Source organism: Viridibacillus sp. FSL H8-0110 (genome assembly GCF_038003565.1).
GTDB lineage: Bacteria > Bacillota > Bacilli > Bacillales_A > Planococcaceae > Viridibacillus > Viridibacillus arenosi.
On sequence record NZ_JBBOPJ010000001.1, the window covers coordinates 3,706,005 to 3,728,483 of the forward strand.

21 protein-coding genes are annotated in these 22,479 nt (G+C 36.7%); 4 read left to right on the top strand and 17 right to left on the bottom strand.

Annotated elements, in window-relative coordinates:
- Window positions 1–116: 116 nt before the first annotated feature.
- The 14 genes from csrA to MHH98_RS18610 form a co-directional block, all read right to left on the bottom strand.
- Complete coding sequence (gene csrA, locus MHH98_RS18545; RefSeq protein ID WP_038179726.1) at window positions 117–341, bottom strand: carbon storage regulator CsrA; 225 nt, start codon at window positions 339–341, stop codon at window positions 117–119.
- The gene (gene fliW / locus MHH98_RS18550; protein WP_340713371.1) at window positions 341–784 is read right to left on the bottom strand and encodes a flagellar assembly protein FliW; all 444 of its coding nucleotides are present in this window, start codon (window positions 782–784) and stop codon (window positions 341–343) included. Before fliW ends, csrA begins: the two co-directional genes overlap by 1 nt.
- 2 nt (window positions 785–786) lie before the next feature.
- Window positions 787–1,350 carry a DUF6470 family protein gene (locus tag MHH98_RS18555; protein WP_038179730.1) on the bottom strand — a complete coding sequence of 188 codons (564 nt, stop codon included), beginning with the start codon at window positions 1,348–1,350 and terminating at the stop codon, window positions 787–789.
- Between the two features lie 65 nt (window positions 1,351–1,415).
- A complete protein-coding gene (gene flgL / locus MHH98_RS18560) occupies window positions 1,416–2,330 on the bottom strand; it encodes a flagellar hook-associated protein FlgL (RefSeq protein ID WP_038179732.1) in 915 nt (304 codons plus the stop codon).
- A 12-nt stretch (window positions 2,331–2,342) separates the two neighbouring features.
- The gene (gene flgK, locus MHH98_RS18565) at window positions 2,343–3,992 is read right to left on the bottom strand and encodes a flagellar hook-associated protein FlgK (protein WP_340713374.1); all 1,650 of its coding nucleotides are present in this window, start codon (window positions 3,990–3,992) and stop codon (window positions 2,343–2,345) included.
- A 22-nt stretch (window positions 3,993–4,014) separates the two neighbouring features.
- Window positions 4,015–4,506, bottom strand: coding sequence for a flagellar protein FlgN (locus tag MHH98_RS18570; RefSeq protein WP_038179736.1), 492 nt, complete (start codon window positions 4,504–4,506; stop codon window positions 4,015–4,017).
- A gap of 18 nt (window positions 4,507–4,524) precedes the next feature.
- The gene (gene flgM / locus MHH98_RS18575; protein ID WP_038179738.1) at window positions 4,525–4,788 is read right to left on the bottom strand and encodes a flagellar biosynthesis anti-sigma factor FlgM; all 264 of its coding nucleotides are present in this window, start codon (window positions 4,786–4,788) and stop codon (window positions 4,525–4,527) included.
- A 557-nt stretch (window positions 4,789–5,345) separates the two neighbouring features.
- Entirely contained in the window at window positions 5,346–5,768 is a 423-nt protein-coding gene (locus tag MHH98_RS18580; RefSeq protein ID WP_038179743.1) for a TIGR03826 family flagellar region protein, read from the bottom strand.
- 127 nt (window positions 5,769–5,895) lie between these two features.
- Window positions 5,896–6,432, bottom strand: coding sequence for a ComF family protein (locus MHH98_RS18585; protein WP_235175674.1), 537 nt, complete (start codon window positions 6,430–6,432; stop codon window positions 5,896–5,898).
- A 62-nt stretch (window positions 6,433–6,494) separates the two neighbouring features.
- Window positions 6,495–7,934 (bottom strand): DEAD/DEAH box helicase, encoded by a 1,440-nt coding sequence (locus tag MHH98_RS18590; RefSeq protein ID WP_081730007.1) that lies wholly within the window; start codon window positions 7,932–7,934, stop codon window positions 6,495–6,497.
- A gap of 134 nt (window positions 7,935–8,068) precedes the next feature.
- Window positions 8,069–8,911 carry a DegV family protein gene (locus MHH98_RS18595; protein ID WP_038179746.1) on the bottom strand — a complete coding sequence of 281 codons (843 nt, stop codon included), beginning with the start codon at window positions 8,909–8,911 and terminating at the stop codon, window positions 8,069–8,071.
- 161 nt (window positions 8,912–9,072) lie between these two features.
- Complete coding sequence (locus MHH98_RS18600; protein ID WP_051448564.1) at window positions 9,073–9,720, bottom strand: YybH family protein; 648 nt, start codon at window positions 9,718–9,720, stop codon at window positions 9,073–9,075.
- A 460-nt stretch (window positions 9,721–10,180) separates the two neighbouring features.
- Complete coding sequence (locus tag MHH98_RS18605) at window positions 10,181–10,855, bottom strand: response regulator (RefSeq protein ID WP_038179748.1); 675 nt, start codon at window positions 10,853–10,855, stop codon at window positions 10,181–10,183.
- 26 nt (window positions 10,856–10,881) lie between these two features.
- The gene (locus tag MHH98_RS18610; protein WP_038179749.1) at window positions 10,882–12,036 is read right to left on the bottom strand and encodes a sensor histidine kinase; all 1,155 of its coding nucleotides are present in this window, start codon (window positions 12,034–12,036) and stop codon (window positions 10,882–10,884) included.
- 181 nt (window positions 12,037–12,217) lie between these two features.
- On the opposite strand from MHH98_RS18610, the gene MHH98_RS18615 reads away from it, so the two are divergent.
- Both MHH98_RS18615 and MHH98_RS18620 read left to right on the top strand, forming a co-directional pair.
- A complete protein-coding gene (locus MHH98_RS18615) occupies window positions 12,218–12,853 on the top strand; it encodes a YigZ family protein (RefSeq protein ID WP_038179751.1) in 636 nt (211 codons plus the stop codon).
- 137 nt (window positions 12,854–12,990) lie between these two features.
- Window positions 12,991–14,088 carry an LCP family protein gene (locus MHH98_RS18620; RefSeq protein WP_038179753.1) on the top strand — a complete coding sequence of 366 codons (1,098 nt, stop codon included), beginning with the start codon at window positions 12,991–12,993 and terminating at the stop codon, window positions 14,086–14,088.
- Window positions 14,089–14,360: 272 nt separating this feature from the next.
- Here the strand turns inward: MHH98_RS18620 and MHH98_RS18625 are convergent, their stop codons facing one another.
- A complete protein-coding gene (locus tag MHH98_RS18625) occupies window positions 14,361–15,401 on the bottom strand; it encodes a glycosyltransferase family 4 protein (protein ID WP_038179754.1) in 1,041 nt (346 codons plus the stop codon).
- A gap of 305 nt (window positions 15,402–15,706) precedes the next feature.
- The gene (locus MHH98_RS18630; protein WP_038179756.1) at window positions 15,707–17,401 is read right to left on the bottom strand and encodes a methyl-accepting chemotaxis protein; all 1,695 of its coding nucleotides are present in this window, start codon (window positions 17,399–17,401) and stop codon (window positions 15,707–15,709) included.
- Between the two features lie 343 nt (window positions 17,402–17,744).
- Between MHH98_RS18630 and brnQ the strand changes: the two genes are divergently transcribed.
- Together brnQ and MHH98_RS18640 are read left to right on the top strand one after the other, a co-directional pair.
- Window positions 17,745–19,064, top strand: a complete 1,320-nt coding sequence (gene brnQ, locus MHH98_RS18635; protein ID WP_038179758.1) for a branched-chain amino acid transport system II carrier protein — start codon at window positions 17,745–17,747, stop codon at window positions 19,062–19,064.
- Window positions 19,065–19,270: 206 nt separating this feature from the next.
- Window positions 19,271–20,845 carry an FMN-binding glutamate synthase family protein gene (locus MHH98_RS18640; RefSeq protein WP_038179760.1) on the top strand — a complete coding sequence of 525 codons (1,575 nt, stop codon included), beginning with the start codon at window positions 19,271–19,273 and terminating at the stop codon, window positions 20,843–20,845.
- Between the two features lie 84 nt (window positions 20,846–20,929).
- Here MHH98_RS18640 and MHH98_RS18645 read toward each other — a convergent pair whose 3' ends face one another.
- On the bottom strand, window positions 20,930–22,258 hold the full coding sequence (locus tag MHH98_RS18645) for an NAD-dependent malic enzyme (RefSeq protein WP_038179762.1): 1,329 nt from the start codon (window positions 22,256–22,258) through the stop codon (window positions 20,930–20,932).
- Between the last annotated feature and the right edge of the window lie 221 nt (window positions 22,259–22,479).

A 22,479-nucleotide genomic window follows, 5' to 3' on the forward strand; every position in this document is an offset into this window, starting at 1 on the left:
TTTAGTTCCACTTCCATGTGGACTGTGTTAGACAGTTAGTTTGTTTACACTTACCCTCTGCCTTACAATAGTTATATCGTACGCCAATGTAAATGTTTAATAGTTTTTTAGAGTTTTTAAAAAGTTTTTTTTGAAAGTTGTTCTAATAGTGATTGAGATACATTCAACGCCTCTTTATTTTGTTGTTGAATAGATTGATAAACTTCCGATCGGTGTACTTTTACGGATTTTGGTGCCACAATGCCCAACTTGACTTGATCACCATCTACTGATAGCACTTTCAGTTCAATTTGATCTCCAACCATAATCGATTCCCCTGTTTTACGTGTGAGGACTAGCATTATTTTGCACTTCCTTCCAATGTACCTATTGGATGGCGCAGCGCATATTCCCCATTTTCTTGAAGGACGATTTGCTTACCAATTTTTTCTTTGATGTTAATAAGGACTGGTGCTAATAGATTTAAAGTTGATGAATCGAATGGGTCCTTTAATGTAACGATAGAATATGTAACAATATCAGATTCCACTTCTGCTTTTAATGAGACCTTATCAGATTTGGGTAAATCAAATGCATAATTTTTTTTAAACAAGAAAGGAAATGCGACAACGAATCCGACTTCAACTTGTTCAATCGATTGTAATATTGCAAATGGCGATTCCTTTTTTAAAGGGAGAATAATGAATTTTTTCGCACCTTCAAAACCAGGAATTCCTTCTTCAAATTTAATTATGTCTTCTTCTTTAATTTCTACAGAACCTAAGAATTTAGTTTTAATATTCATATTTACTCCCCTTTAACAACTGTTGTTTCTATTGATGGGTATTGTAGCATTGTTCCCGTTACATCACCAGGTGTATAGTCATGTACTACTTTTCCAATTTGAACATCAATCTTTGGATTTTGAAGTGTGGTATTAATGTTTAATTGATCAGGTACGTATCGTATTTTAACCGCGCCTACTGATGGCTTCCACGTAATACCTAAATTTTTAGGGGACGGATTTGCATTACTTTGGGCAATTAAAGGTACAACACTTGCTTTTCCTTTACCTATATTCATCATTTGACGACCTTCGCTTGCTCGTCTTCCTACCCCTTCTGAAACTTTTTGCATGCCATCACTTGCAAATTTCTGAATAGATTCACGGTTTGTATATAACCCTAAATCTCGATTAGCCTGTGAAGAATCAATTAGTAATTTAGCTGGGTCAGAATTAATTTGTACCGTAGCCGCAGGTTGTTCAATATGCTGTTGAGCCCTTGGCTGTTTGATTTTTTGTATCGGCTCAGTAATATTAATGCCTATCTTTGCATCTGTGGTACGAATTTGGATATGATCAAGTTTCAAGAACCTTCACTCCTTTAAAAAAGACTCCCGCTCTAGACAGCGAGAGCCTTTTGGCTAAGTATTGATTATAAAAAATCTACTAATGTAGGTTGGATGATTCGTCCACCTACGGATAATGATGCACGGTGGATTGATTCTTCCGTGATAAGTTGTGTTATAACTTTTTCATAGTCTACATCTTCATTGTTAGACAGTTGTTTTGTGACATTTACTTCTTGTGCCGAAAGACGATTTGTCATCATTTCTACACGATTTTGCTTAGCCCCAACCTGAGCAAGTGATTCTAATACCGAGTTCTGTTGAGTTGTAATATCGCCTAATAAGTTACCAATTTCAGTACCTGATGTAGTTCCTGCATTTAATGCATCTGGATCATTTAATTTCGATTGAACATCGCTCATTAATTTATCAATATTTGCAAAAAGGTCTTTGCCGTTTGTATTAACACCTAATGTCACGCCATTGTATACTTCCACTTCAACTTGTTGCGTATTGCCTTGAAGTGTTGTTAGTTGGCCAGCACCTGCATTTGCTGTTGTATCTGCAAATAAAGGTTCTAATGTTTTTGTACCGCTAAAAATGTATTTCTCACCGCTTTGCGTGTTTGCCACATCGCGAATTTGCTGACGAATTTGGTCAATTTCAGTTTTTATTTTTTGACGATCCTCATCTGTATTTGTATCCGTTGCTGCTTGTGTAACAAGCTCTTGTACACGTTTTAAAGCATCCCCAACTTGACCTAGAGCCTCATCGGTTGTATCCAACCAATTATTTACTTCATCCATGTTACGTGTAAATTGGGAATTTTTTGTTAAGTCTGTACGATATCCCATACCTTTAATAGCGGCAACTGGATCATCTGATGGGCGAGTAAGCTTGGAACCCGATGAAATTTGTTGTTGTAGCTTTCCCATTTTGTTATAGCTATTACTTAAGTTACGTAGCATATTACTTGATAACATTGATTGTGTTATACGCATTTAACTAACCTCCTATATACCCACACGGCCCATACCGTTAATAATTTTATCTAAAGTTTCGTCCACTACCGTTACCATTCTTGCTGAAGCATTGTAAGCTTGCTGGAACATGATCATATTCGTCATTTCTTCGTCTAATGATACTGAGCTTACTGAAGCACGATTATTACTAACTGTTAATTGGATAGTAGTTGCATTATATGTCATCTTCTCTGCCTCAGAGCCATTTACTGCTATTTTACCTACAAGCCCTTGGTAGAATGATTGTGTTGTAGCACCTTCTAAATCATCTTCTCCTGCTGTGAATGCTAATGTAATTGAATTACCATTCCCTAAATCAATTACCTTACCATTTGATAAGGAGGTTGTTTTTAAATTGGATAATAAAATCGCTAATTTACCATTACCTTCTTCATTTGGCTCTGTAGATGCCGCAATTTGAGACGGGTCTGTAATCTCTACCGTTACTTTACCATCAGCATCGATTTTAAAGAAATCCGTACCTTTTGTATTGCTGTTCAATTGGTATCCTGCATTGTGGATTTGATTAAATGCACTAACAAATGCTTTTGCTAGTTTGCTGAGTTCTTGCATAGAATTTGGGTAGTCACCTTGTGGCAAAGCTACTCCGGTTTTTTCATATCCATATGAGTGAGCTAGTGAGATCATTTTACCACCACCAATTTGCATATCTTCTACCTTAATAGAAGAGGCACCAAATTGATTTGGTTGTAAGTTCTTCGCATCCTCTACACTCACTAAATTCGAAACACCAAAACCCGTAAATGCTTGAAATTCTGTTAAATCATCAGTTAATGCACCAGCAGCTCCAGTTATATTACCATCTTTATCTATACTTTTACCTTGAGCTTGTAATTGTGCTACTTTATTTCCTTCAACTAGTGTCGTACCAGAACCTTTTAATTTAATTACTACTGAACCTTCAGCAATTCCTAAAGCGTTTCCACCTGATTTTGTATAGCTAGTTTCGATTGGTACATATTCCGACAATTGATCGATTAAATTATCTCGAGCATCATATAAATCATTTGGTAAGTAACCATTTGGTTCAACTTTTTGAATTTGATCATTAATATTAGCAATCTGACGTAAGATTGAATTAATTGCATCTGTTTCTACACGGAGTTCGTTTTTTAAGTTTCCTTGAACTTCTTTAAGCTGAGAATTTATGTAATTGAATGAATCTGCTAAATGAGCAGCACGCTCAAGCGCTACTTTACGAGCAGAAGCATTTTGTGAGTTGGTACTAATATCCTGCAATGATTGATAAAAATCATTAAATGCCTGGTTTAAACCATATTCAGATGGCTCAGCCATAATGTCTTCCATCTGACTAATAGCATCCGTTTTAGCCCCCCAATATCCAAGCTTTGTCGTTTCTTGTCTAAACTGTCTATCTAAAAACTGGTCGCGAATACGTTGTACTGAACCTGCTTCCACCCCTGTTCCGATATGCCCAGCAGTCATCGGTGCATTCAGGCCAGCACCAGGATAACCAAGTGTTGCTTGCATATTAACTCGTTGGCGTGAGTAGCCAATTGTATTAGCGTTCGAGATATTGTGGCCGGTTGTGTATAGAGCACTTTGTTGCGTATATAGGCCTCGTTTACTTGTTTCTAATCCCATAAATGTGGAGCGCATTTATATTTCCTCCTTTATATCATTATGCTTGTGAGTCAAAACTTGTTTTTAAGCTGCTGCCACGAACTTCGGTTTGTGAGTAGTTGATTTGGTCTGGTTGCGGGCGCAACATATCGAGTGTCATATTGACGAATTGCAGTGATTGGAAAATCATTTTTTGATTTAAGTCGTTTTGATACTTGAGAGTTTCAATGACGAGTAGCAGTTTTTTGCGGGCTTCGTCTAATTTGAGTTGTTCAATTGGCGTATCAGCTACTTCCATTACTTGAGCGACAGTTGCATGTTCAGCAGAGGCAATTCCTTTTGCCTTAAGGTAATCCGTTACCGCTTGCTGACGCTGTTGCTCGAGCTGTGTGATGGCAGCTACATGCGATTGCTCGTCCTTGAGCAATTGATCGAGTCTGTCCATGTCTCCTGTTTTGATGAACTCCGTTTTGTGATATGCAAGTTCTAACAGGCTTTTATGCATTTTTTCTAATTTATCCATAACGGATAAAATCATTTCAATGGACATATCTCATACTCCTTTTGTTTATGGGCGATAGTATTTCAATAAATCTGAAGCGACTTGTTTTGCGTCTACTTTATAATTGCCCTCTTGAATTTGCGCTTTTAATGCTTGTACGCGCTCAGCTCTTTCATCTGCATAACTGACAATTCCTTGAAGATCTTTTGCAGCTGATGAAATCTCTAGCTGATCTGCCTTATTCGCTACCGATTTATTAGCAAAGTCAGATTTTACAGGCTGGTTTTTATATGGGTTTACAGCGTTCACGCCATAGTTGGTAATTTTCATATAGAATGGCCTCCTCTCAATCGTTCCTTTTATATATTCATTATTTCGGTTGGTTTATATCGATGTTAAGTATTTTGTAATAAAAGCGAAAGACATCCTAATCTGTTTTTTAATTGCTAGTGCTATATGCCTTATTTGTGGGAGGGTAGTTGACGGGAGCTTTCGGTGGTGTTTGTTTGGAGTTTGGGGTTGGTCGCTCTGGATTTGGCGCTACTCGCTTCTGCTTTGGCGCTTCTCACTCTCCCTTTGGCGCTACTCGCTCGTGCTTTGGCGCTTCTCACCCCTGCTTTGGCGCTTCTCACTCGCTTTGGCGCTACTCACTCTCGCTTTGGCGCTACTCGCTCTCACTTTGGCGCTACTCACTCTCACTTTAGCGCTTCTCGCTCTCACTTTAGCGCTACTCACTCTCACTTTGGCGCTTCTCACCCCCGCTTTAACGCTACTCGCTCCTGGTTTGGCGCTTCTCGCTCGGATTTTAGCACTTTTCCCACTACTCATAAGCTCCTTAACTCAAAAACAAAAAATCCCCACATACTAAGTATGCGAAGATTTATATTTTATTGCTTTTTCTTATTCACGTCGGCATAGTATGTTGCTCGGTCTGAGTCTTCTACGCTTGTTCTAAATTCGCGTGCTGCTTCGAATTTATTGAGTTCGGATTTTAGTTCGGTTTGGCATTTAATGCAGAGCTTGCCTTTCGTCGTTAGAGCTCCGCAGCTGTCACAAGGATAACCTAGGTTTGGGAACATAGCTGGTTGCAAGCGACCTTTCCTTACCCATTTATGTAGTAATTCCTCTTCTACACCTGTAGCTTCGACAATTTGCTCGATTGTCGCTGATCGATTATCGCGTTTGCGTAAGAAACGGTATACAGCCTCGTATATTTTCTCTTCATCTTGCGCACATTTTCCGCAAACTTCTCTAATGCCAGTATAGTTATAAAAGTCCCCACATTTTGGACAACTTCGCAATTCACCCATGTTCTTACCCCCTGGAATTTAAATTCTTCTACTTAATATACTAGTTATATTGTCGGTAAAATCAACCTAAAATTTATAAAACACAGGGAGATTGTACAGAATCGTACGATTTTTTGTATCTTTTTAACTAACCCTGAATTAGGGTGAACGCTTTTACGGAAGATGCTCCAGCCTCAGTGAGTATAGCTTTGGCATGTTTTAAAGTGGTTCCAGTTGTTACTATATCATCTATTAAAATATGTGATCGTTTTTCAATTATAATATTCGGCTTTAATTGAAATAGCTGAGCGCTTTGTTCACGTTCCACTTTTGATTTAGATGATTGGGATTCAATTGAAATTTTCTCGAGTAAATGTGTATAGGGTATGCCTGCCGCTTTCAGCAATTCATCAATATGGGCAAATGTGCGTAATATTATTTTTTCTGGATGCATCGGAATTGGCACAATAACAGCGTCAGTGTTTTTTAGTGCTTTGGTAATTTCAGATCTAAATACATCTTTTAACACAATATCTTTTAAAAATTTGTATTGATGTAGGAAGTCTTTCATTGCTTCATTATAATGAAATAATGCTTGGATATCTGGAGACTTTTGTTCCCCTGGCTTAACAAACTCAAATTTGCTATGGCAAGTAGGACAAATGACTGCTTGCTGTTCATACATAATCAGTTGCTTCCAAGTTAATTGTCTTTTTAAAGGCCTTGAACATAGATAACAATTCATATTCATATTGTTGTTAGCTCCGTTTTATTGAGACGTTTTATTTCTTTTGTTGCTCGGTCCATTTCAACAGAGATACCGTGGTGAAAGAAGACAAGGTCGCCTGTAGGACAGTCGTAAGAGCGTCCAACTCTTCCTCCTATTTGAATGAGTGCACTTGAAGTGAAGATACCACTTTCTGCTCCTACTACCGCCACTTGTACGTTAGGTATTGTGATACCTCGCTCTAAAATGGTTGTTGTTAATAGTCCCCTCACTTTTTTTGCACGGAGTTCTAACACTTTTTCTTTTCGATTTGGATCTTCTGCATGAACAGCTTGAATGCTTGGTTCCAATTGCTGAAATAACGGGATTGCCTTTTCCATTAGAGCGATAGTTGGAAAGAAAATGAGAAAAGGTTTATTCTCTTGGAGCTGTTTCTTTGTCCATTGAGTAAGTTTTTTTGGTAACCTAGTTGATTCAATCTGTTTTGTGTATCGCCACAATGATTCATAACGTGGTACTGGAAGTGGATGCCCGTGATATCTTCGAGGAATAAATGAATAGCCGCCTTGCAGTTTTTGTATTTGATTGATTAGTTTTTCAGATGGCGTTGCTGTAACGTACAAAATGGGTGCGTCACTTTTTTTAGCTTTAATAACCGCATGTTGTAAAGTTTCATCATGCGTGTATGGGAATGCATCGGCTTCATCGACAAAGATCGTATCAAAAGCATCCTCAAAACGGTAAAGCTGGTGTGTCGTCGCAATAATAATCGGGGCGTAATTCTTGTCGACATCTGCGCCACCGTAGAGTGCTTGTGTTTTTGTCTTTGGAAAAACATGTTGAATACGAGGTGCGAGCTCTAATACGACATCCGTTCGAGGAGTTGCGACTGCAATTCGTTTTCCATTCTTTAAGCATTCGTAAATAGCCGGGAATAAAATCTCAGTCTTTCCAGCACCACAAACTGCATGGATTAGATGAACTCGGTTTGCATTTATACTTTCAATAAGTTCTTTCGAAGCCTTTTGCTGATAGGGAGTGAAGGTGCCTGTCCATGAGAATAAGTGATTAGGTGATTTTCTAGTTGTTGGTCCAATCCATTTTATGAGATCCGAGCAACTACTGACACGCCCCATGCTGATGCAATGTCTACAATAGATACAAGTTTGCTCACAAGCCGCACAATAATAGGTTACAAATAGATTTGGATTATTGTTAGCACATCGATTACATGTATAGTTCATACGCTTAAATCGAGAATTCATTTTGGAGTTTTTCTGCACACCAGGGAGAGTGGCGATGTAGCCAAATTGGATGTGTTGGGTGATTAGTTCATCTGAGAAGGGAGAATGTTCACGTAGCCAAATGCGTCCTGTTAGGAAATCACGCAGTGACGGGTTTTCTAAGGTGCCTATATAGCGGTTAGTTTTGCTTGGTTGCTTGTATAGTCGTTTACGCAAATATTGCCTCCTTACTAGGGGTTAGAGTTGGATTTATTTTACAATCTTTTATATGTGTTTGCAAATAACAATTTTAGAGTTCCAAATCCACAAAAAAACCACCCTACATTTTGTAAGGAGGTTCGTCGTTTACTTTATTTTTTTACCCAACCTAGCCCCATTGAGCCTTCACCAAGGTGAGTTCCAATAACGGGTCCAAAATAGCTTAGTTTGACGTTAACATTTGGGAATCTATCTTGCAAAGTTGCCATCCATTCTTTCGCTTCATCTTCACAGTTGCCGTGTATTACTACTGCATCAAGTTGATCGTATTTCGCTGCGTCTTCACCGAGCATGTCCTCTACTCGTTTAAGGGCACGCTTACGTGTACGAATTTTTTCGAAAGGTACGATGACTTTGTTTTCAAAATGTAGTATTGGCTTAACTTGTAAAAGTCCACCGATTAAAGCTTGTGCTGCTGATAATCGACCGCCTCTTTGTAAATGCGCGAGATCGTCTACCATGAAATAAGCGCGCATTGTTTTACGCATTTCTTCAAGAGCTTCTAAAATTTCTTTTGCAGATGCGCCGTCTTTGGCCATTTCGCCTGCTTTCAATACATAGAAGCCTTGGACAGCACAAGAGATTTCACTGTCGAATCCATAGACATCAATGCCTTGGACCATTTCTCCGGCTTGTAAAGCGCCTAGATATGTACCGCTAATACCACTTGATAAGTGTATAGCCACAATTTCATCATATTCTTTTGAAAGCTCGTCAAATAATGTCACAAAAGTACCAATTGGTGGTTGTGACGTTTTTGGAAGTTCGTTATCATTTCGTACTTTATCATAAAAATTAGAAGTTGTTATGTTTACTTCTTCTTCAAATGTTTCATGTTTGATTACAACACTTAATGGAACCATGCGAATATTATATTGTTCACGCTCGGCTTGCGTTAAGTAAGCTGTACTGTCTGTTACGATGGCAGTTGTCATTAATCGTTCACACTCCTACATCAATAGTATATTAATATCGTAAGAATGTGAAATAATAAATAATGCATTTACAAAAAATGTTACTCTTCGCTATATTTCGTTTTTATTTACGAAAAAAATAGTAAAGCAGCTACCTGTCTATTAAGTAGCTGCTCCTTTTCTTATTCCATTTTTTCACCAATAGCAGCTACGCGTGTTACTAGCCATTTGCCATCTTCTTTAACAAAGACAGTGTTTGTTCTAGCTGCCTGTTTAAACGGTTCGCCATTATCTAATTCTACTTCAACAGTAATTTGAGCTAAAAGTTGCGCTTCTTTTTCATTATATTGAACTACATTTACGTCTTTTGCAGTATGTTTTATATCGAAATTTTCGAAGTTTAGTTTTTGATATTCCACATCTTCTTCCATATCGAAGCCTGTAGGATTTTTAGAAAGCGTTTTGCTATAGCGCTCTATGTCTTCTGCATTTAAAGCAGCAATGTATTCATCAAATGCTTGACGGAGTGCTTTTTCCTCTTCAGCAGGAACATTTGTCGCTGCTTTTGTTTTGCCATCTACCATTTCAAATCCTATTGCTTGATCGTCTTCGCTTGTTTCTTCTGATACTGCAGATTTTTCTGATTTAGTTACGTCATTTTTTTCATCTTCAGTTTTATCTTTAATACTATGGTCAACCGCATTAGATGTTGTTGCGTTCTCACCATCATTGACTGAACCAGTATTCTCTTTTGTTGTGCTGTCATCATTGCCACATGCCACTAACAATAAGGCACATACTGGGACAAGCAACCATTTTTTTATATTCAATTCCAAAACCTCCCGCGGATATTGTAGCATATTTGTAGATTACCTAAAAATTAATAGCTTTATGCAAAGTTCCAACTTATAGCTTAATCTTTTTTATCGATTAATACACCATTTCTTTTTATTAATTATTTACAAATAGATGACGTTTGTAGCACGTTGAAAGTTGCAGAAAAACACACAACCCCGCTTCTCGACAAAGAGAAGCAGGGTTGTGCTTGGTACCATCAAATACAAAATGATAGAATGCGTGCAAATAAATTTGCAGTGCTAATCGCAGACTATAAGAATGCAGAAAGTGACCAATACTATTCAAGTTTTAAATGCAGGCTCTGACATTGTGCCATGTTCAAAGTTGAACTGCACTTTTAATAATAGGCTAATTCATAATTGAGCACAAGTAATGCGGCGGAATCTTTACTTACGTCAATTAGCTTGTCATTATCTTGATTTTGTTAAACAATTAGCGTACTTCAACCCAGCCGTTTTTAATTGCTGTAACTACAGCTTGTGTACGGTCATTTACGTTCATTTTTTGTAAAATACTTGATACGTGGTTTTTAACTGTTTTTTCTGAGATGTATAAAGTTTCACCAATTGCACGGTTACTTTGACCATCAGTTAACAATTGTAATACTTCACATTCACGTTTAGTTAGTAAATGGAATGGACGACGAATTTCAGTTTGATGGAATGAACCTTTGTTTTCGCGTTCGCTTAAGCGACGGTACTCAGCTACTAGGTTTTTAGTTACTTTCGGATGTAAGTAAGAACCACCAGAAGCTACGATCTTGATAGCTTCAACAATTTCGTCAGCATCCATTTCTTTTAACATATAACCAAGAGCGCCTGATTTTAATGCATGTGATACATAAGATTCATCATCATGGATAGAAAGCATGATAACTTTTGCATCTGCGTATTTCTCTAAAAGTTCAGCTGTTGCTTCAACACCATTTTTTTGAGGCATATTAATATCCATTAATACAACATCTGGATTATACTCTTCATAAAGTTGGATAACATCTTTACCGTCATCGCCTTCTGCTACTACGTCGAATGTATCTTCAAAATCTAAAATGCGTTTTACACCTTCACGGAATAATTGGTGATCATCTACTATTATTATTTTTGTCATATAAAATCCTCCTATTTAATACTACTTTAATTCTTTTGTTCATGATTTAGTGGAATTTTGAATATTATTCGAGTTCCATTATTAATTTCAGAAATCATTTCCATTTCTCCACTAAGTAATTCTACGCGCTCGCGCATACCAATTAAACCGAATGAATTCTTTTTCACAATATTAGTATCGAATCCTACACCATTATCCTTTATAGTTACATTGGCATATTCTTCCAACCATTCGAATTTAACCCATACTTCAAGTGCTTTGCCATGTTTTATAGCGTTATTTACGCATTCTTGTACAAGTCTAAAAATGGCTACCTCATAATTTGTACCCATTCTTCTTTGCTCACCCATTGACTGAAAATGGATTGCAGTACCTTTATTATACTCTTCAACTGAAGAAAGATATTTCTTTAGTGTTGGAATTATACCTAGATCATCTAAAGCCATTGGACGTAAATCGTAAATAATGCGTCTTACTTCATGTAATGCATCGCGCACCATATCTTTTAATTGTAGTATTTCTTGTAATGCTTTTTCTACCCCTCGTTCTTGGTATGTGCGATTGATTAAATCTGTGCGAAGTAATACATTGGCTAACATCTGTGCAGGTCCATCGTGAATCTCTCGAGAAATACGTTTTCGTTCATCTTCTGTTGCTTCGATGATCTTAATCGTAAAGTCTTCTTTCATCTTTGCATTTTCGAGTGCTGGACCGACATGCTTCAAATCAAAGGTCAAATAATTCAATACGACATTTACTTGGTTTACGAGGTGATTTGCTTTTTCAATCGTATCAAGTAAATTGCGCATCCTTCTTTCAAGGTCATCTCTTTTCTCACGTAGCTGTTTTTCTTCAGCTTGGACAACAGAATGACGTATTTGAAGTTGATTTGCTTGATTGTATGCTTTGTGGATTTCTGCTTCAGAATAAGTTTGGAAATTTTTTGATACTTCCGCTAATCTTCCTCTAGCAAATTTCGTTTTGGTCTCTAAAATGTCATTTTCAGTAATTACATCGGCGATTTTTTCACGAACTTCTTCCAGTTCGATTTTCATTTCTTCAAATGTCCGTCTACTCTGTTCACTGATCGTAAAAATATCACTTTTAGATTCGTCTATTGTTTTTACCATTCGATTAAAAATTAAATCTAATGATTTTATATCAATTTTATCTCCCAACATACCAAACCCCTTACAATTTGTGCTACATTTAGAAGAAATAATGAGCATATATTATAATTCTATATATACACCTATTTTCCTGTATCACAAAGTTAATTATAGCATTTTTATGATTTTTTTTTATTAAAATTTCGTGTCAACTAGATGTCAAAAATAAATTGATTTATTTAAGGAGTTTACCATGAGAGATAACTATTATACACTAAAAAGCTTTGGAACAGATGAAATAATCATCTCAAAATCGAGATTTATAGCGCATTGCGGGAGAGCAGAGACTGAAGAAGAGGCCATTACTTTTATAAATAAGATAAAAAAAGAGCATCATTCCGCAACACATAATTGTTCGGCTTATCTAATTGGCGAACATGATCAAATTCAAAAAGCAAATGATGATGGTGAACCTAGTGGTACGGCCGGAGTACCTATGCTTGAAGTTTTGAAAAAACAACAGTTGAAAGATACTGTCGTTGTAGTAACTCGTTACTTTGGAGGCATTAAATTGGGAGCTGGTGGTTTGGTCCGTGCTTACGGTAAATCTACTACCGTTGGAATTGAAGCTGCAACTGTGGTTGAACGTCGCCTTCATAGTTTGATGAAAGTTTCCGTTAGCTATACATGGTTAGGAAAAGTAGAAAATGCTATTCGCAATTCTTCTTATATATTAGATAATATTGAGTATACTGATGATGTGGATTTTTATACCTTTGTACCAAAGGAAGAAGTAGATGACTTTACGAATTGGATGATTGAAATGACTAATGGACAATGTAAAACAAATTGCGAAAAGCAAGAATTTTTAGAATTCGACATGCGGTAATATAAATTTAATTTTACTGTTACAAATCTGCATAGTATAATATAATTCGCTATACATTTACATTTGAAACTTTTTGGATAAGCCATACGTCCAATATTTATATATAGCATTTATTCCTAATTTAGAGGAGATCATGTATGACTAATTTAAGAATGGGCCAAAGAAAAAAGAAGCCCTCAAAGAAAAAACTGATATTACGCACTTCTTTAATTCTGATTGCCCTTATGGTTGTCTCAACTGGCACCTACGCATATTGGTTAACCAAAAAAGCAGAAGAAGCGGCAAATAATGCATATGACAAAGACAATACACGTGTAAAGTCGGATTTACGTGAATCGGCCGTAAAGCCAATGACAGATAATGTCTCTATTCTATTTGTTGGCATCGACGATAGTGAAAAACGCGGTCAAGGTTCAGAACATTCCCGTTCCGATGCATTACTACTAGCAACGTTAAATAATAAATCGAAATCGGTAAAGTTATTAAGCATTCCTCGTGACTCATATGTTTATATTCCTAATGTAGACAAGAAAGATAAAATTACGCACGCACATCTTGGAGGCACAAACGCAACAATTGACACTGTAGAGAATTTATTAAACGTACCGGTTGACTATTATTACCGCTTAAATTTCGATGCATTTATCGAAATCGTTGATGCTCTTGGTGGTGTTGAAGTAGATGTTCCATATGAACTTCATGAACTTGATGAAAATGATAAGCGTACAGTAAACCTAAAACCTGGTTTACAAACGGTAAATGGTCGTGAAGCCTTAGCGCTTGCAAGAACACGTAAACAAGATAGCGATATTCAACGTGGTGAACGCCAACAAATGATTTTAGCTGCCATACTGAAAAAAGCATCTTCCGTTACATCATTTACTAAATACGATAACATTCTTGAAGCTGTTGGTAACAACATGAAAACAAATATGACTTTTAATGAAATGAAATCATTCTTTGAATACATTAAAGGTGGTATGCCAAACGTAGAATCATTGTCCCTTAAAGGTAGTGATGATACTTCTACTGGTATTTACTACTACCAATTAGACGAGCCTGCATTAGTAGAAACGCAAAATATCTTACGTGCTCAACTTGGGCTAATAGATAACAACCTAGCTGATAATTCAGGTGAAGCAGATAATGCAGCAGACACAAATAATACTGAAGGCTCTGGATATAATTCAGATTACAAATCGAACTACCAATCAGACAACAACAATAATCAATAATCACAAAAATCCCTTAGTCGTCTTCGGCTAAGGGATTTTATTATGTTCATCAAGGAGTTTAGAATATAGTTTATTAAGTCAATAATTTAGTGTTACCTCCCCCTAACATCTCTGACCTATATGTACTTTAATGTGAGCATTAATACAGTTGATAACAATGACATTAAAGCTACTAGCTCCCGTTCATATCTTTAATTACTCTAGAAGAATTTATCTCTTTTCAAATAAAAAGACGATATCGCAGTCGTTTCTGCAATATCGTCTTTTACTATTTATTTTTTACTACGTACTAAGTTTAATAGCGGTCTATAATTCGATCCTGCTAGTCCGATTATTTCTACAATTAACTCAATCGCAACAAGCAATACCGTAATGAGTAGTATAGCTCCCCATAGCTTAGCCATAGAGAAAACAATCGCTGCTAGGCCGAACATCGCAGCCATCCCGTAAATGATTAATACAGTTTGACGATGTGTGAAACCAATATTTAATAAGCAGTGATGTAAATGTGACTTATCTGGTGAAAATGGTGGTTGTTTATTTAACAAGCGGCGAACAATTGCAAAGAATGTATCTGAGATTGGTACGCCAAGCATGATAATCGGAATAACTAGTGAAACAAATGTAACGTTTTTGAATCCCATTAAAGCTAATACTGAAATCATGAAGCCGAGGAATAACGAACCTGTATCACCCATGAATATTTTAGCAGGATGGAAATTGTAAAATAAAAAACCAATAGAACTTACAGCTAGCATCGTAGCCATGATGATAACAAATGTATTTCCCATTATAAAAGCCATTCCAGCAAGTGTAATCAACGCAATGGTTGAAACACCAGCAGCAAGGCCATCTAGTCCATCAATTAGATTAATCGCATTCGTAATACCTACAATCCAAATGATTGTTAACGGAATACTTAGGAAACCGAAATCAAGTTCTCCACCGAATGGTAGGTTTATTTGTTCAATTTGAATTCCGCCAAAAAATATTACGATTACTGCAGCAATTAACTGACCAAGCAGTTTAGCCTTCGCTGAAATCTCAAACATATCATCAAGGGCGCCTGTCACAATAATGACAAAGCTCCCAATTAATAGAGGAAGCATTGCTTCATGCATAGGTCGTAAAATCAAAATCCCTATGAGGAATGCAAGATAGATGGCTAAGCCACCAAGTCTTGGCATAATTTTAGCATGCACTTTTCGATAATTTGGACGATCGACCGCACCGACACGAAATGCGAGTCGTTTCACAAGCGGAGTCAGTAAAATTGAAGCTATAAATGCTACAATCCATGCAAGGTATGTCATACCCTTCCTCCTTAATAACTCTTTTCATTTATATTTTATAGACGCCAACAATATGCATCCAATATATTTACAATTTATTTACAATGTATTATAGCATGAATTACTAGAAAACACACTTCGTTTAACCGAAATTATTACTTTCTTACACTCTAGTCAATTCGTTTATAGGACGACGTTTCCCTTTAAATAGTTCCCACTTCTACAGAAAAAATCTCCCAACAATGCAGTTAGGAGAAGCATTACGGCATTTTCTTATTATTGTACCCCCCTCCTAGGAAGGCTAAACATTTTTCCATAAATTACACTTAACTAGACATCTCAAACTTCGTTGTTGATTGACGCATTGTCATCACTTGATCAGAAACATCATGAATACGTGCCGACAATAGTTCTATAGTTGATAGATTATCGCTTAAAAACAATGTCGTCTCTTCAATATGCTCAGTATTTTGAAAAATAGCGTCATTTAACTGGTGAATCAAGGTTTTCGTACTTTCCTTTTCTTTTTCTACAGTTTGTATTTGTCTGGATATCGCTTTAAATTGTTCACGTGTATCGCCTATATATTGTATGATAATCGTCATTTGCTGTGCTGCCTTTTGAATTGCTGTTGCACTTTCTTCTGATGTTATGAGTCCCGCGTTAAAAGTATTCGCCATTGTTGTACCTTGTACAGTTATATCATCGGACAAATTATGAATATTGTGAGCAGCATTCGAAACTTCTTCCGCTAACTTACGGACCTCCTCTGCAACAACTGCGAACCCCTTCCCTGCTTCACCAGAGCGTGCCGCTTCAATTTCCGCATTCAGTGCTAACAAATGCGTTTGTTTCGCAATTTGTTTTACCGATAGAGAGACACGGACAATTTCATCAGTACGCTTTTGCAAAAGTATTCTTTCTTGTTCTGCTTCTATTAAAAGTTGCTGTAACCCCATCATTTTGCTGACAGCTTCAGTCATCGAAACACTACTATCTTCTACATATTGTTCAGCTTGAAGCCCCTGTGTTGACAGTTGCTCTACTTGCCCAACCATTTGCTGCAAATTATTTGAAAAGCGTTCCATAAAAGCGACAATACCATCTGATGAATATTGCTGTGCTTTTGCATTTTGCAAAGACTCCTTAAGTGAGACTGATACTATTTTTGATCCTTCTAAAGATTGTACTGAATAATTTTGTAGTACATGACTGTCATTCGATATTTCATGTGCTGACGATTTAATTATTTGCAACATTTCTACAAGTTGATGCTTCATATGATTCATCGCTGTCGATACTTGTCCTATCTCGTCATTCGTATGAATAGGTAATTCTGCAACGTTCAAATTACCTTTAGAAATACTATCCGCTGTTTGTGCAACTAATTCAAGTTGTTGGCGAATTTGGCGATTTGTGATCATCATTAATACGGTCGAAATGGCTACCGCCAGTAGGAATGACACACATAATACGATTAAAGTTCTTCGTTGACTTTCATTCATATTTTGTAGTATTTGCTCCCGTTCAGTTGATGCTCCAGCACGGATTGTGTCTAAATTTTTCTCTATATTGTCATACGATTGATAAACTGAATTTAGTTGACGTCTTTTTGCAATATTGTCTTTTTTCTCAACTGATACTTTCAAACGCTTTATGTATAATTCATTAATCCTTTTTAGTTCCACTCCGATTGCTTCCAAGTTTCCAGGTTGCACAACATCTCCTGATTTTTTTAGTAAACTTTCAAGAGTAGACATCGATGTGCCATACGAGGCATCATGCTTAGCTATCGGATCTCCTGCATAATGGATGATTGCAATATATAATGTACTAAATTCCTTTGATAACATATCTATGTCATTGATGCTCTTTGATAAACTATCTAATTCTTGAGACCATTTTCTATTCTCATTTACTTGAAAAGTGAGTGTGACTGTCATAATGGCAAACAATAGTAAAGTAATACTAAGTGAAAGAAAATACTTCCTTCTCAAGTCCATTTTATTCCATTTAAACATATATATACCCCTCCTTAATGACAATCTAGCACAAAAAATAGACTAAAAGTTTCATTTTACAAATAATTAACAGTCCCTTTACACTATATTCATAAATATTTTCCGTGAAATGAAAGCGCTTTAATACTATAAAGCGCTGGATTAAGAAAAATCCTACTAGCTTGTCTTTTTTTAAGGTTCCATTCTTAACTTATTCATGTTAAAGTTGTTTAGGAACTTTTATAACATTTGTAATTAGAATTTTCAGATTACAAAGAATATTTATTTACCTAAAGAAAAAATTAGTGTTTTGCTTTCATAGATGAAACCATTACGCAAGTAAATTTTTAAAGGAGTCTTTTTTATGAAGAACAAATCTTTATCTCTCGGGGAACAAGTTGCAGTAGGGTTAATGCTTTTCGCATTATTCTTAGGTGCAGGTAATATTATCTTCCCTCCACAATTAGGTCAACAAGCCGGTGAATCATTCAACCTAGCAATGTTTGGTTTTTTAATAACTGGAGTTGGTTTACCGTTAATCGGGGTCATCACTGTTGCTAAAGCTGGTGGTCAATTACAAGATATGGCCGGTAAAGTTCACCCAATATTTGGGGTCGTTTTTACTTCCATCGTCTACTTGGCAATTGGACCATTCTTCGCAATACCACGTACTGGTACAGTATCTTATGAAATTGGTGTCTTACCATTTTTATCAGACGCGATGCGTGAATCTTCTATTCCGTTATTGATTTCTACAATCGTTTTCTTCGGAATAACAACATTCTTTGCACTGAACCCAACGAAATTAGTTGACCGTGTTGGTAAAATCCTTACACCAATTCTTCTATTAGTAATTGCTCTTTTAGCAGCAAAAAGTATTATTACACCAATGGACGGTCCTGGTGAAGCAGTTGGTAAATATACTACGCAGCCATTTACTGAAGGTTTCCTACAAGGATACTTAACTATGGACTTCTTAGCTGCTTTAATATTCGGAATTGTCATTATTCAAGCATTACATGCTAAAGGTGTAACAGATAATAAAAAGATTGTTAAAACAACTATTTTCGCTGCATTTATTGCCGCAGCTGGTTTAGCTTTAGTTTATATTTCTTTAGGTTATATTGGAGCATCAAGCTTCCAAACAATTGGTGCACAAGGTAGTGGTGCTGAAATTATTGCAAAATCTGCAAACATTCTTTACGGTGATTTTGGTAATATTCTATTGTCAGCAGTTATCCTACTTGCTTGTTTAACTACTTCAATCGGTTTATTAACAGCATCATCTCAATTCTTTACAAAACTTTTCCCTAAAGTTCCGTATCCAGCTTTTGTTTTTATTTTCGCGGTTTTCAGTACTGCTATTTCGAACTTTGGTTTAGAGCAACTAATTTCGATCTCTTTACCAGTACTTTTAGCTATCTATCCAATTGCCATCGTGTTAATGAGCTTAGCTTTAATCGATAAATTCTTTAACGGTGCACCAGTTGTTTACACTGTTGCATTAATCGCTACTGCACTAGTTAGTGTATATGACGGTTTACATGCAGCAAAAATGGATATCCCAGCTTACGCAGATCTATTAAGCCACTTACCTCTTTACGCAGAAGGTATTGGTTGGTTAGTACCTGCAATAGTTGGCACAATCATTGGTTGGATTATTTCATTATTTACAAGAAAATAAGATACTTTTCACAAAAATACCCAGAGCACAAAGCTCTGGGTATTTTCGTGTTAATAAAACTTAAATTAATTAATTATTTTGATTAATCATTATTTTCTGCATTATTTATCTATTTTCCACCCCTTGAATCTATCTCAAATTGTGATATGTTATATAAGTTATTGATATAGATTAAGATTTTTTTATAAAAAAGGGGTGTGACGCATATGGGGTGGTTTGAAGGTATTTCTTCTATATTACTCATATTGCTAGTCGTTTTAGTTGTTATTCCATTAATTTCAGTAGTCTTTTTATATTTCCTTGACCGTCATCAAAAGCAACATGCTATTCTAAGAAACTTTCCTATTCTAGGAAGAATGAGATATATTCTTGAAAAGGTAGGACCTGAATTCCGTCAATACTTATTTGACGATGATCATGCAGCGAAACCGTTTAATCGTGAAGATTTTTTACATATTGTATTACCTGGGAAATACTTAGGAAACGTTATTGGCTTCGGCTCAAAACGTGATTTTAATGAGGCAGGATTTTATATTCGTAATGCAATGTTTACGAAACAAGTGGATGAATTACATGTAGATGCAGAAGAACGTATTCCTACAAAAAAATATGTAATGGATGCTGATAATCTATTTTCACGTAAAGAGCACACTGAAGAAGTTGATATCAATCCATGGTTATTGTCAGAAGATGATGCTGTTGTAATCGGCGCTAATTGCCGTGAGCCTTTCCACGTTCGCAGCTTAGTTGGTCAATCTGCTATGAGTTACGGTGCACTTGGTAAAAATGCTATCACTGCGTTATCAAAAGGAATTGGTATGGCCAAAGGTTCTTGGATGAACACCGGTGAAGGTGGTATTTCAGAGCACCATTTAGCAGGTAAAACGGATTTAATTGCTCAAATTGGCTCAGGTCTCTTTGGTTATCGTACAAAAGATGGTGAATTCAGTTGGGATAAGCTCGCTGAAAAAGCAGCCATGCCTCATGTAAAAGCATTTGAACTGAAATTGGCTCAAGGTGCTAAAACACGTGGTGGTCACGTTGAGGCGGAAAAAGTAACAGAAGAGATTGCTAGTATCCGTAATATTGAACCATTTGTCACGATTAATAGCCCAAACCGCTTCCGTCAATTTGATGACTTCCCTACTCTATTTGACTTCATTGAAAAGATTAGAGAGCACGGTGGTCTGCCAGTTGGTATTAAAATTGTTGTAGGTAGCCCGCAAGATGCGGATGAATTAGCTGCTTATATGAAGGAATCTAGTAAAGGTCCGGATTTCATTTCAATTGATGGTGCTGAAGGTGGTACTGGTGCTACATTCCAAGATTTAGCTGATGGTGTTGGCCTACCTATCCACTCTGGCCTAGTGTTATTACAAGATGCATTGGTTCGTCATGGTGTACGTGATCGTGTGAAGATTATCGCATCAGGAAAAATCATAACACCTGACCGTGCAGCTGTTATGCTAGCTTTAGGTGCAGATTTAATCAATATCGCGCGAGGCTTTATGATATCAGTTGGCTGTATTATGGCACAACGCTGTCATTCAAATGATTGTCCAGCAGGTGTAGCAACAACGAATCCAAAGTTGCAAAATGGTCTGATTGTCGATGAAAAAAAATACCGTGTGACGAACTATATTGTTTCAATGCGTGAAGGACTTTTCCGTGTAGCAGCTGCCGCAGGACTTGATTCCCCTACAAAATTAAGTAGTGAACATATTGTTTATAAAGATGCATATGGCCGTGTATTCTCTGTTGAGGATTTAGAGAAAAAATAAAATTCCCTTAAAAGAAGCATTTCGCAGTTGCGAAATGCTTTTTTTTTTATACAAAAAAACCGCTTTATAAGCGGTCTATTGTTATTAATCTATATGTGCCATCTCTATTAAAGCTACTCTTTCAACAGCTTCTGCCACCGATTTATGGACGTTTGGATCTAGTGGGTGTGGTACAAGGTCACCGTTTCGCGTTGCATCTACAATGGCATTAGCGGCAGCTAATAACATTGAGTACGTAATACTTTTAACATTGGCATTTAATGCCCCTCTGAAAATCCCCGGGAAACCTAGAACATTATTTACAAGGCGACCATCTGCAGCATATGAAGCTCCAGCAGCAATTGCATCTTCAGGAGTAATTTCTGGGTATGGATTTGAAAGAGCCAAAATGATTTGTCCTTCACGCACCATTGATGGTTGAATCAGACCTGATACTCCTGTCGTTGCAATGACAATATCACATTTTGCCATCGTTTCTTCAACTGACCCTACTACCGTTCCACCAAAACTACGCAAACGGACTAAGGCACTTTCTTGCGGATCTGTGCCACATACTTCTTTAACGCCATAAGCCATTAGCATACGACAAATTGCCAGTCCTGCTGCTCCGAGACCAATTTGACCAACAACAGCATCTTTCAATTCAACTCCTGCATAACGACAAGCTGATATTACTGCAGCTAAAGTAACAACAGCTGTTCCATGCTGATCATCATGCATAACAGGGATTGGTAGCTCAGCTTTTAGACGTTCCTCAATTTCGAAGCAATGCGGAGAACCAATATCCTCCAACAAAATACCACCAAAGCCTTTTGCTATATGTTTTACGGTTTCAACTACTTCATCAGGATTGCTTGTATCGAGTAAGATTGGAATACCACTAATACCAGCAAATTGATCAAACAATACAGCTTTCCCTTCCATCACTGGCATACCTGCAACTGGTCCTATATTCCCCAAACCTAAAATGGCTGTACCATCTGTAATGATGGCAACAGTATTACCAATACTTGTGTAATAATGTGCTTTTTCAGGTGCTCGTTGAATTTCTTGGCAAACATTCGCCACACCTGGTGTATAAATACGACGTAAATCACTTAATGAGCGCACGTCAATACGACTCGTCATATGTATTTTTCCGCCCTCGTGAGCTTTCATGACGTCATCCGATACTGAACGAACGTGAATATTGTCATCAATATTATTAATCGCATCGACAATCTGATTGAGCTGAGCTATATCTGCACAAGTACATGAAATATCACGAACTGTAGATAATGTACCGATTTTCATTGTTTTAATATCACCAATATCTCCGCCAATTGTGCCAATTGCTGTAGCAACCTTTGCCAAATTACCAGGTATAGATGGTGTTTCTACTATTAGATTACGAATAATGCTTTGAACGTTCAATTTCTTTCCTCCCAATTATGAAAACGCTTTATGTCTATGGAGTTTATAATACTACTCTATATGCTTCACGTAAATACGTTTACCTATAAAAAAACATAAAAAAACTAACTTATTCGCAAATTGAGGTTATTTTTACTACTTTTTACTACTTTCAATTCTTTTACAAATGTATTACATCATTAAATTACATTACAGTTACTTTCTTTTTTTTCCTTCTCAAT

Coding starts and splice junctions, on each gene's coding strand:
- MHH98_RS18585 (WP_235175674.1), bottom strand. CDS start 6,432: ATGTATGAACAGCAAGCAGTCATTTGTCCTACTTGCCATAGCAAATTT.
- flgL (WP_038179732.1), bottom strand. CDS start 2,330: ATGCGTATAACACAATCAATGTTATCAAGTAATATGCTACGTAACTTA.
- brnQ (WP_038179758.1), top strand. CDS start 17,745: ATGAAGAACAAATCTTTATCTCTCGGGGAACAAGTTGCAGTAGGGTTA.
- flgM (WP_038179738.1), bottom strand. CDS start 4,788: ATGAAAATTACCAACTATGGCGTGAACGCTGTAAACCCATATAAAAAC.
- MHH98_RS18640 (WP_038179760.1), top strand. CDS start 19,271: ATGGGGTGGTTTGAAGGTATTTCTTCTATATTACTCATATTGCTAGTC.
- fliW (WP_340713371.1), bottom strand. CDS start 784: ATGAATATTAAAACTAAATTCTTAGGTTCTGTAGAAATTAAAGAAGAA.
- MHH98_RS18615 (WP_038179751.1), top strand. CDS start 12,218: ATGAGAGATAACTATTATACACTAAAAAGCTTTGGAACAGATGAAATA.
- csrA (WP_038179726.1), bottom strand. CDS start 341: ATGCTAGTCCTCACACGTAAAACAGGGGAATCGATTATGGTTGGAGAT.
- MHH98_RS18630 (WP_038179756.1), bottom strand. CDS start 17,401: ATGTTTAAATGGAATAAAATGGACTTGAGAAGGAAGTATTTTCTTTCA.
- MHH98_RS18595 (WP_038179746.1), bottom strand. CDS start 8,911: ATGACAACTGCCATCGTAACAGACAGTACAGCTTACTTAACGCAAGCC.
- MHH98_RS18625 (WP_038179754.1), bottom strand. CDS start 15,401: ATGACATACCTTGCATGGATTGTAGCATTTATAGCTTCAATTTTACTG.
- flgK (WP_340713374.1), bottom strand. CDS start 3,992: ATGCGCTCCACATTTATGGGATTAGAAACAAGTAAACGAGGCCTATAT.
- MHH98_RS18605 (WP_038179748.1), bottom strand. CDS start 10,855: ATGACAAAAATAATAATAGTAGATGATCACCAATTATTCCGTGAAGGT.
- MHH98_RS18580 (WP_038179743.1), bottom strand. CDS start 5,768: ATGGGTGAATTGCGAAGTTGTCCAAAATGTGGGGACTTTTATAACTAT.
- MHH98_RS18610 (WP_038179749.1), bottom strand. CDS start 12,036: ATGTTGGGAGATAAAATTGATATAAAATCATTAGATTTAATTTTTAAT.
- MHH98_RS18620 (WP_038179753.1), top strand. CDS start 12,991: ATGACTAATTTAAGAATGGGCCAAAGAAAAAAGAAGCCCTCAAAGAAA.
- MHH98_RS18570 (WP_038179736.1), bottom strand. CDS start 4,506: ATGTCCATTGAAATGATTTTATCCGTTATGGATAAATTAGAAAAAATG.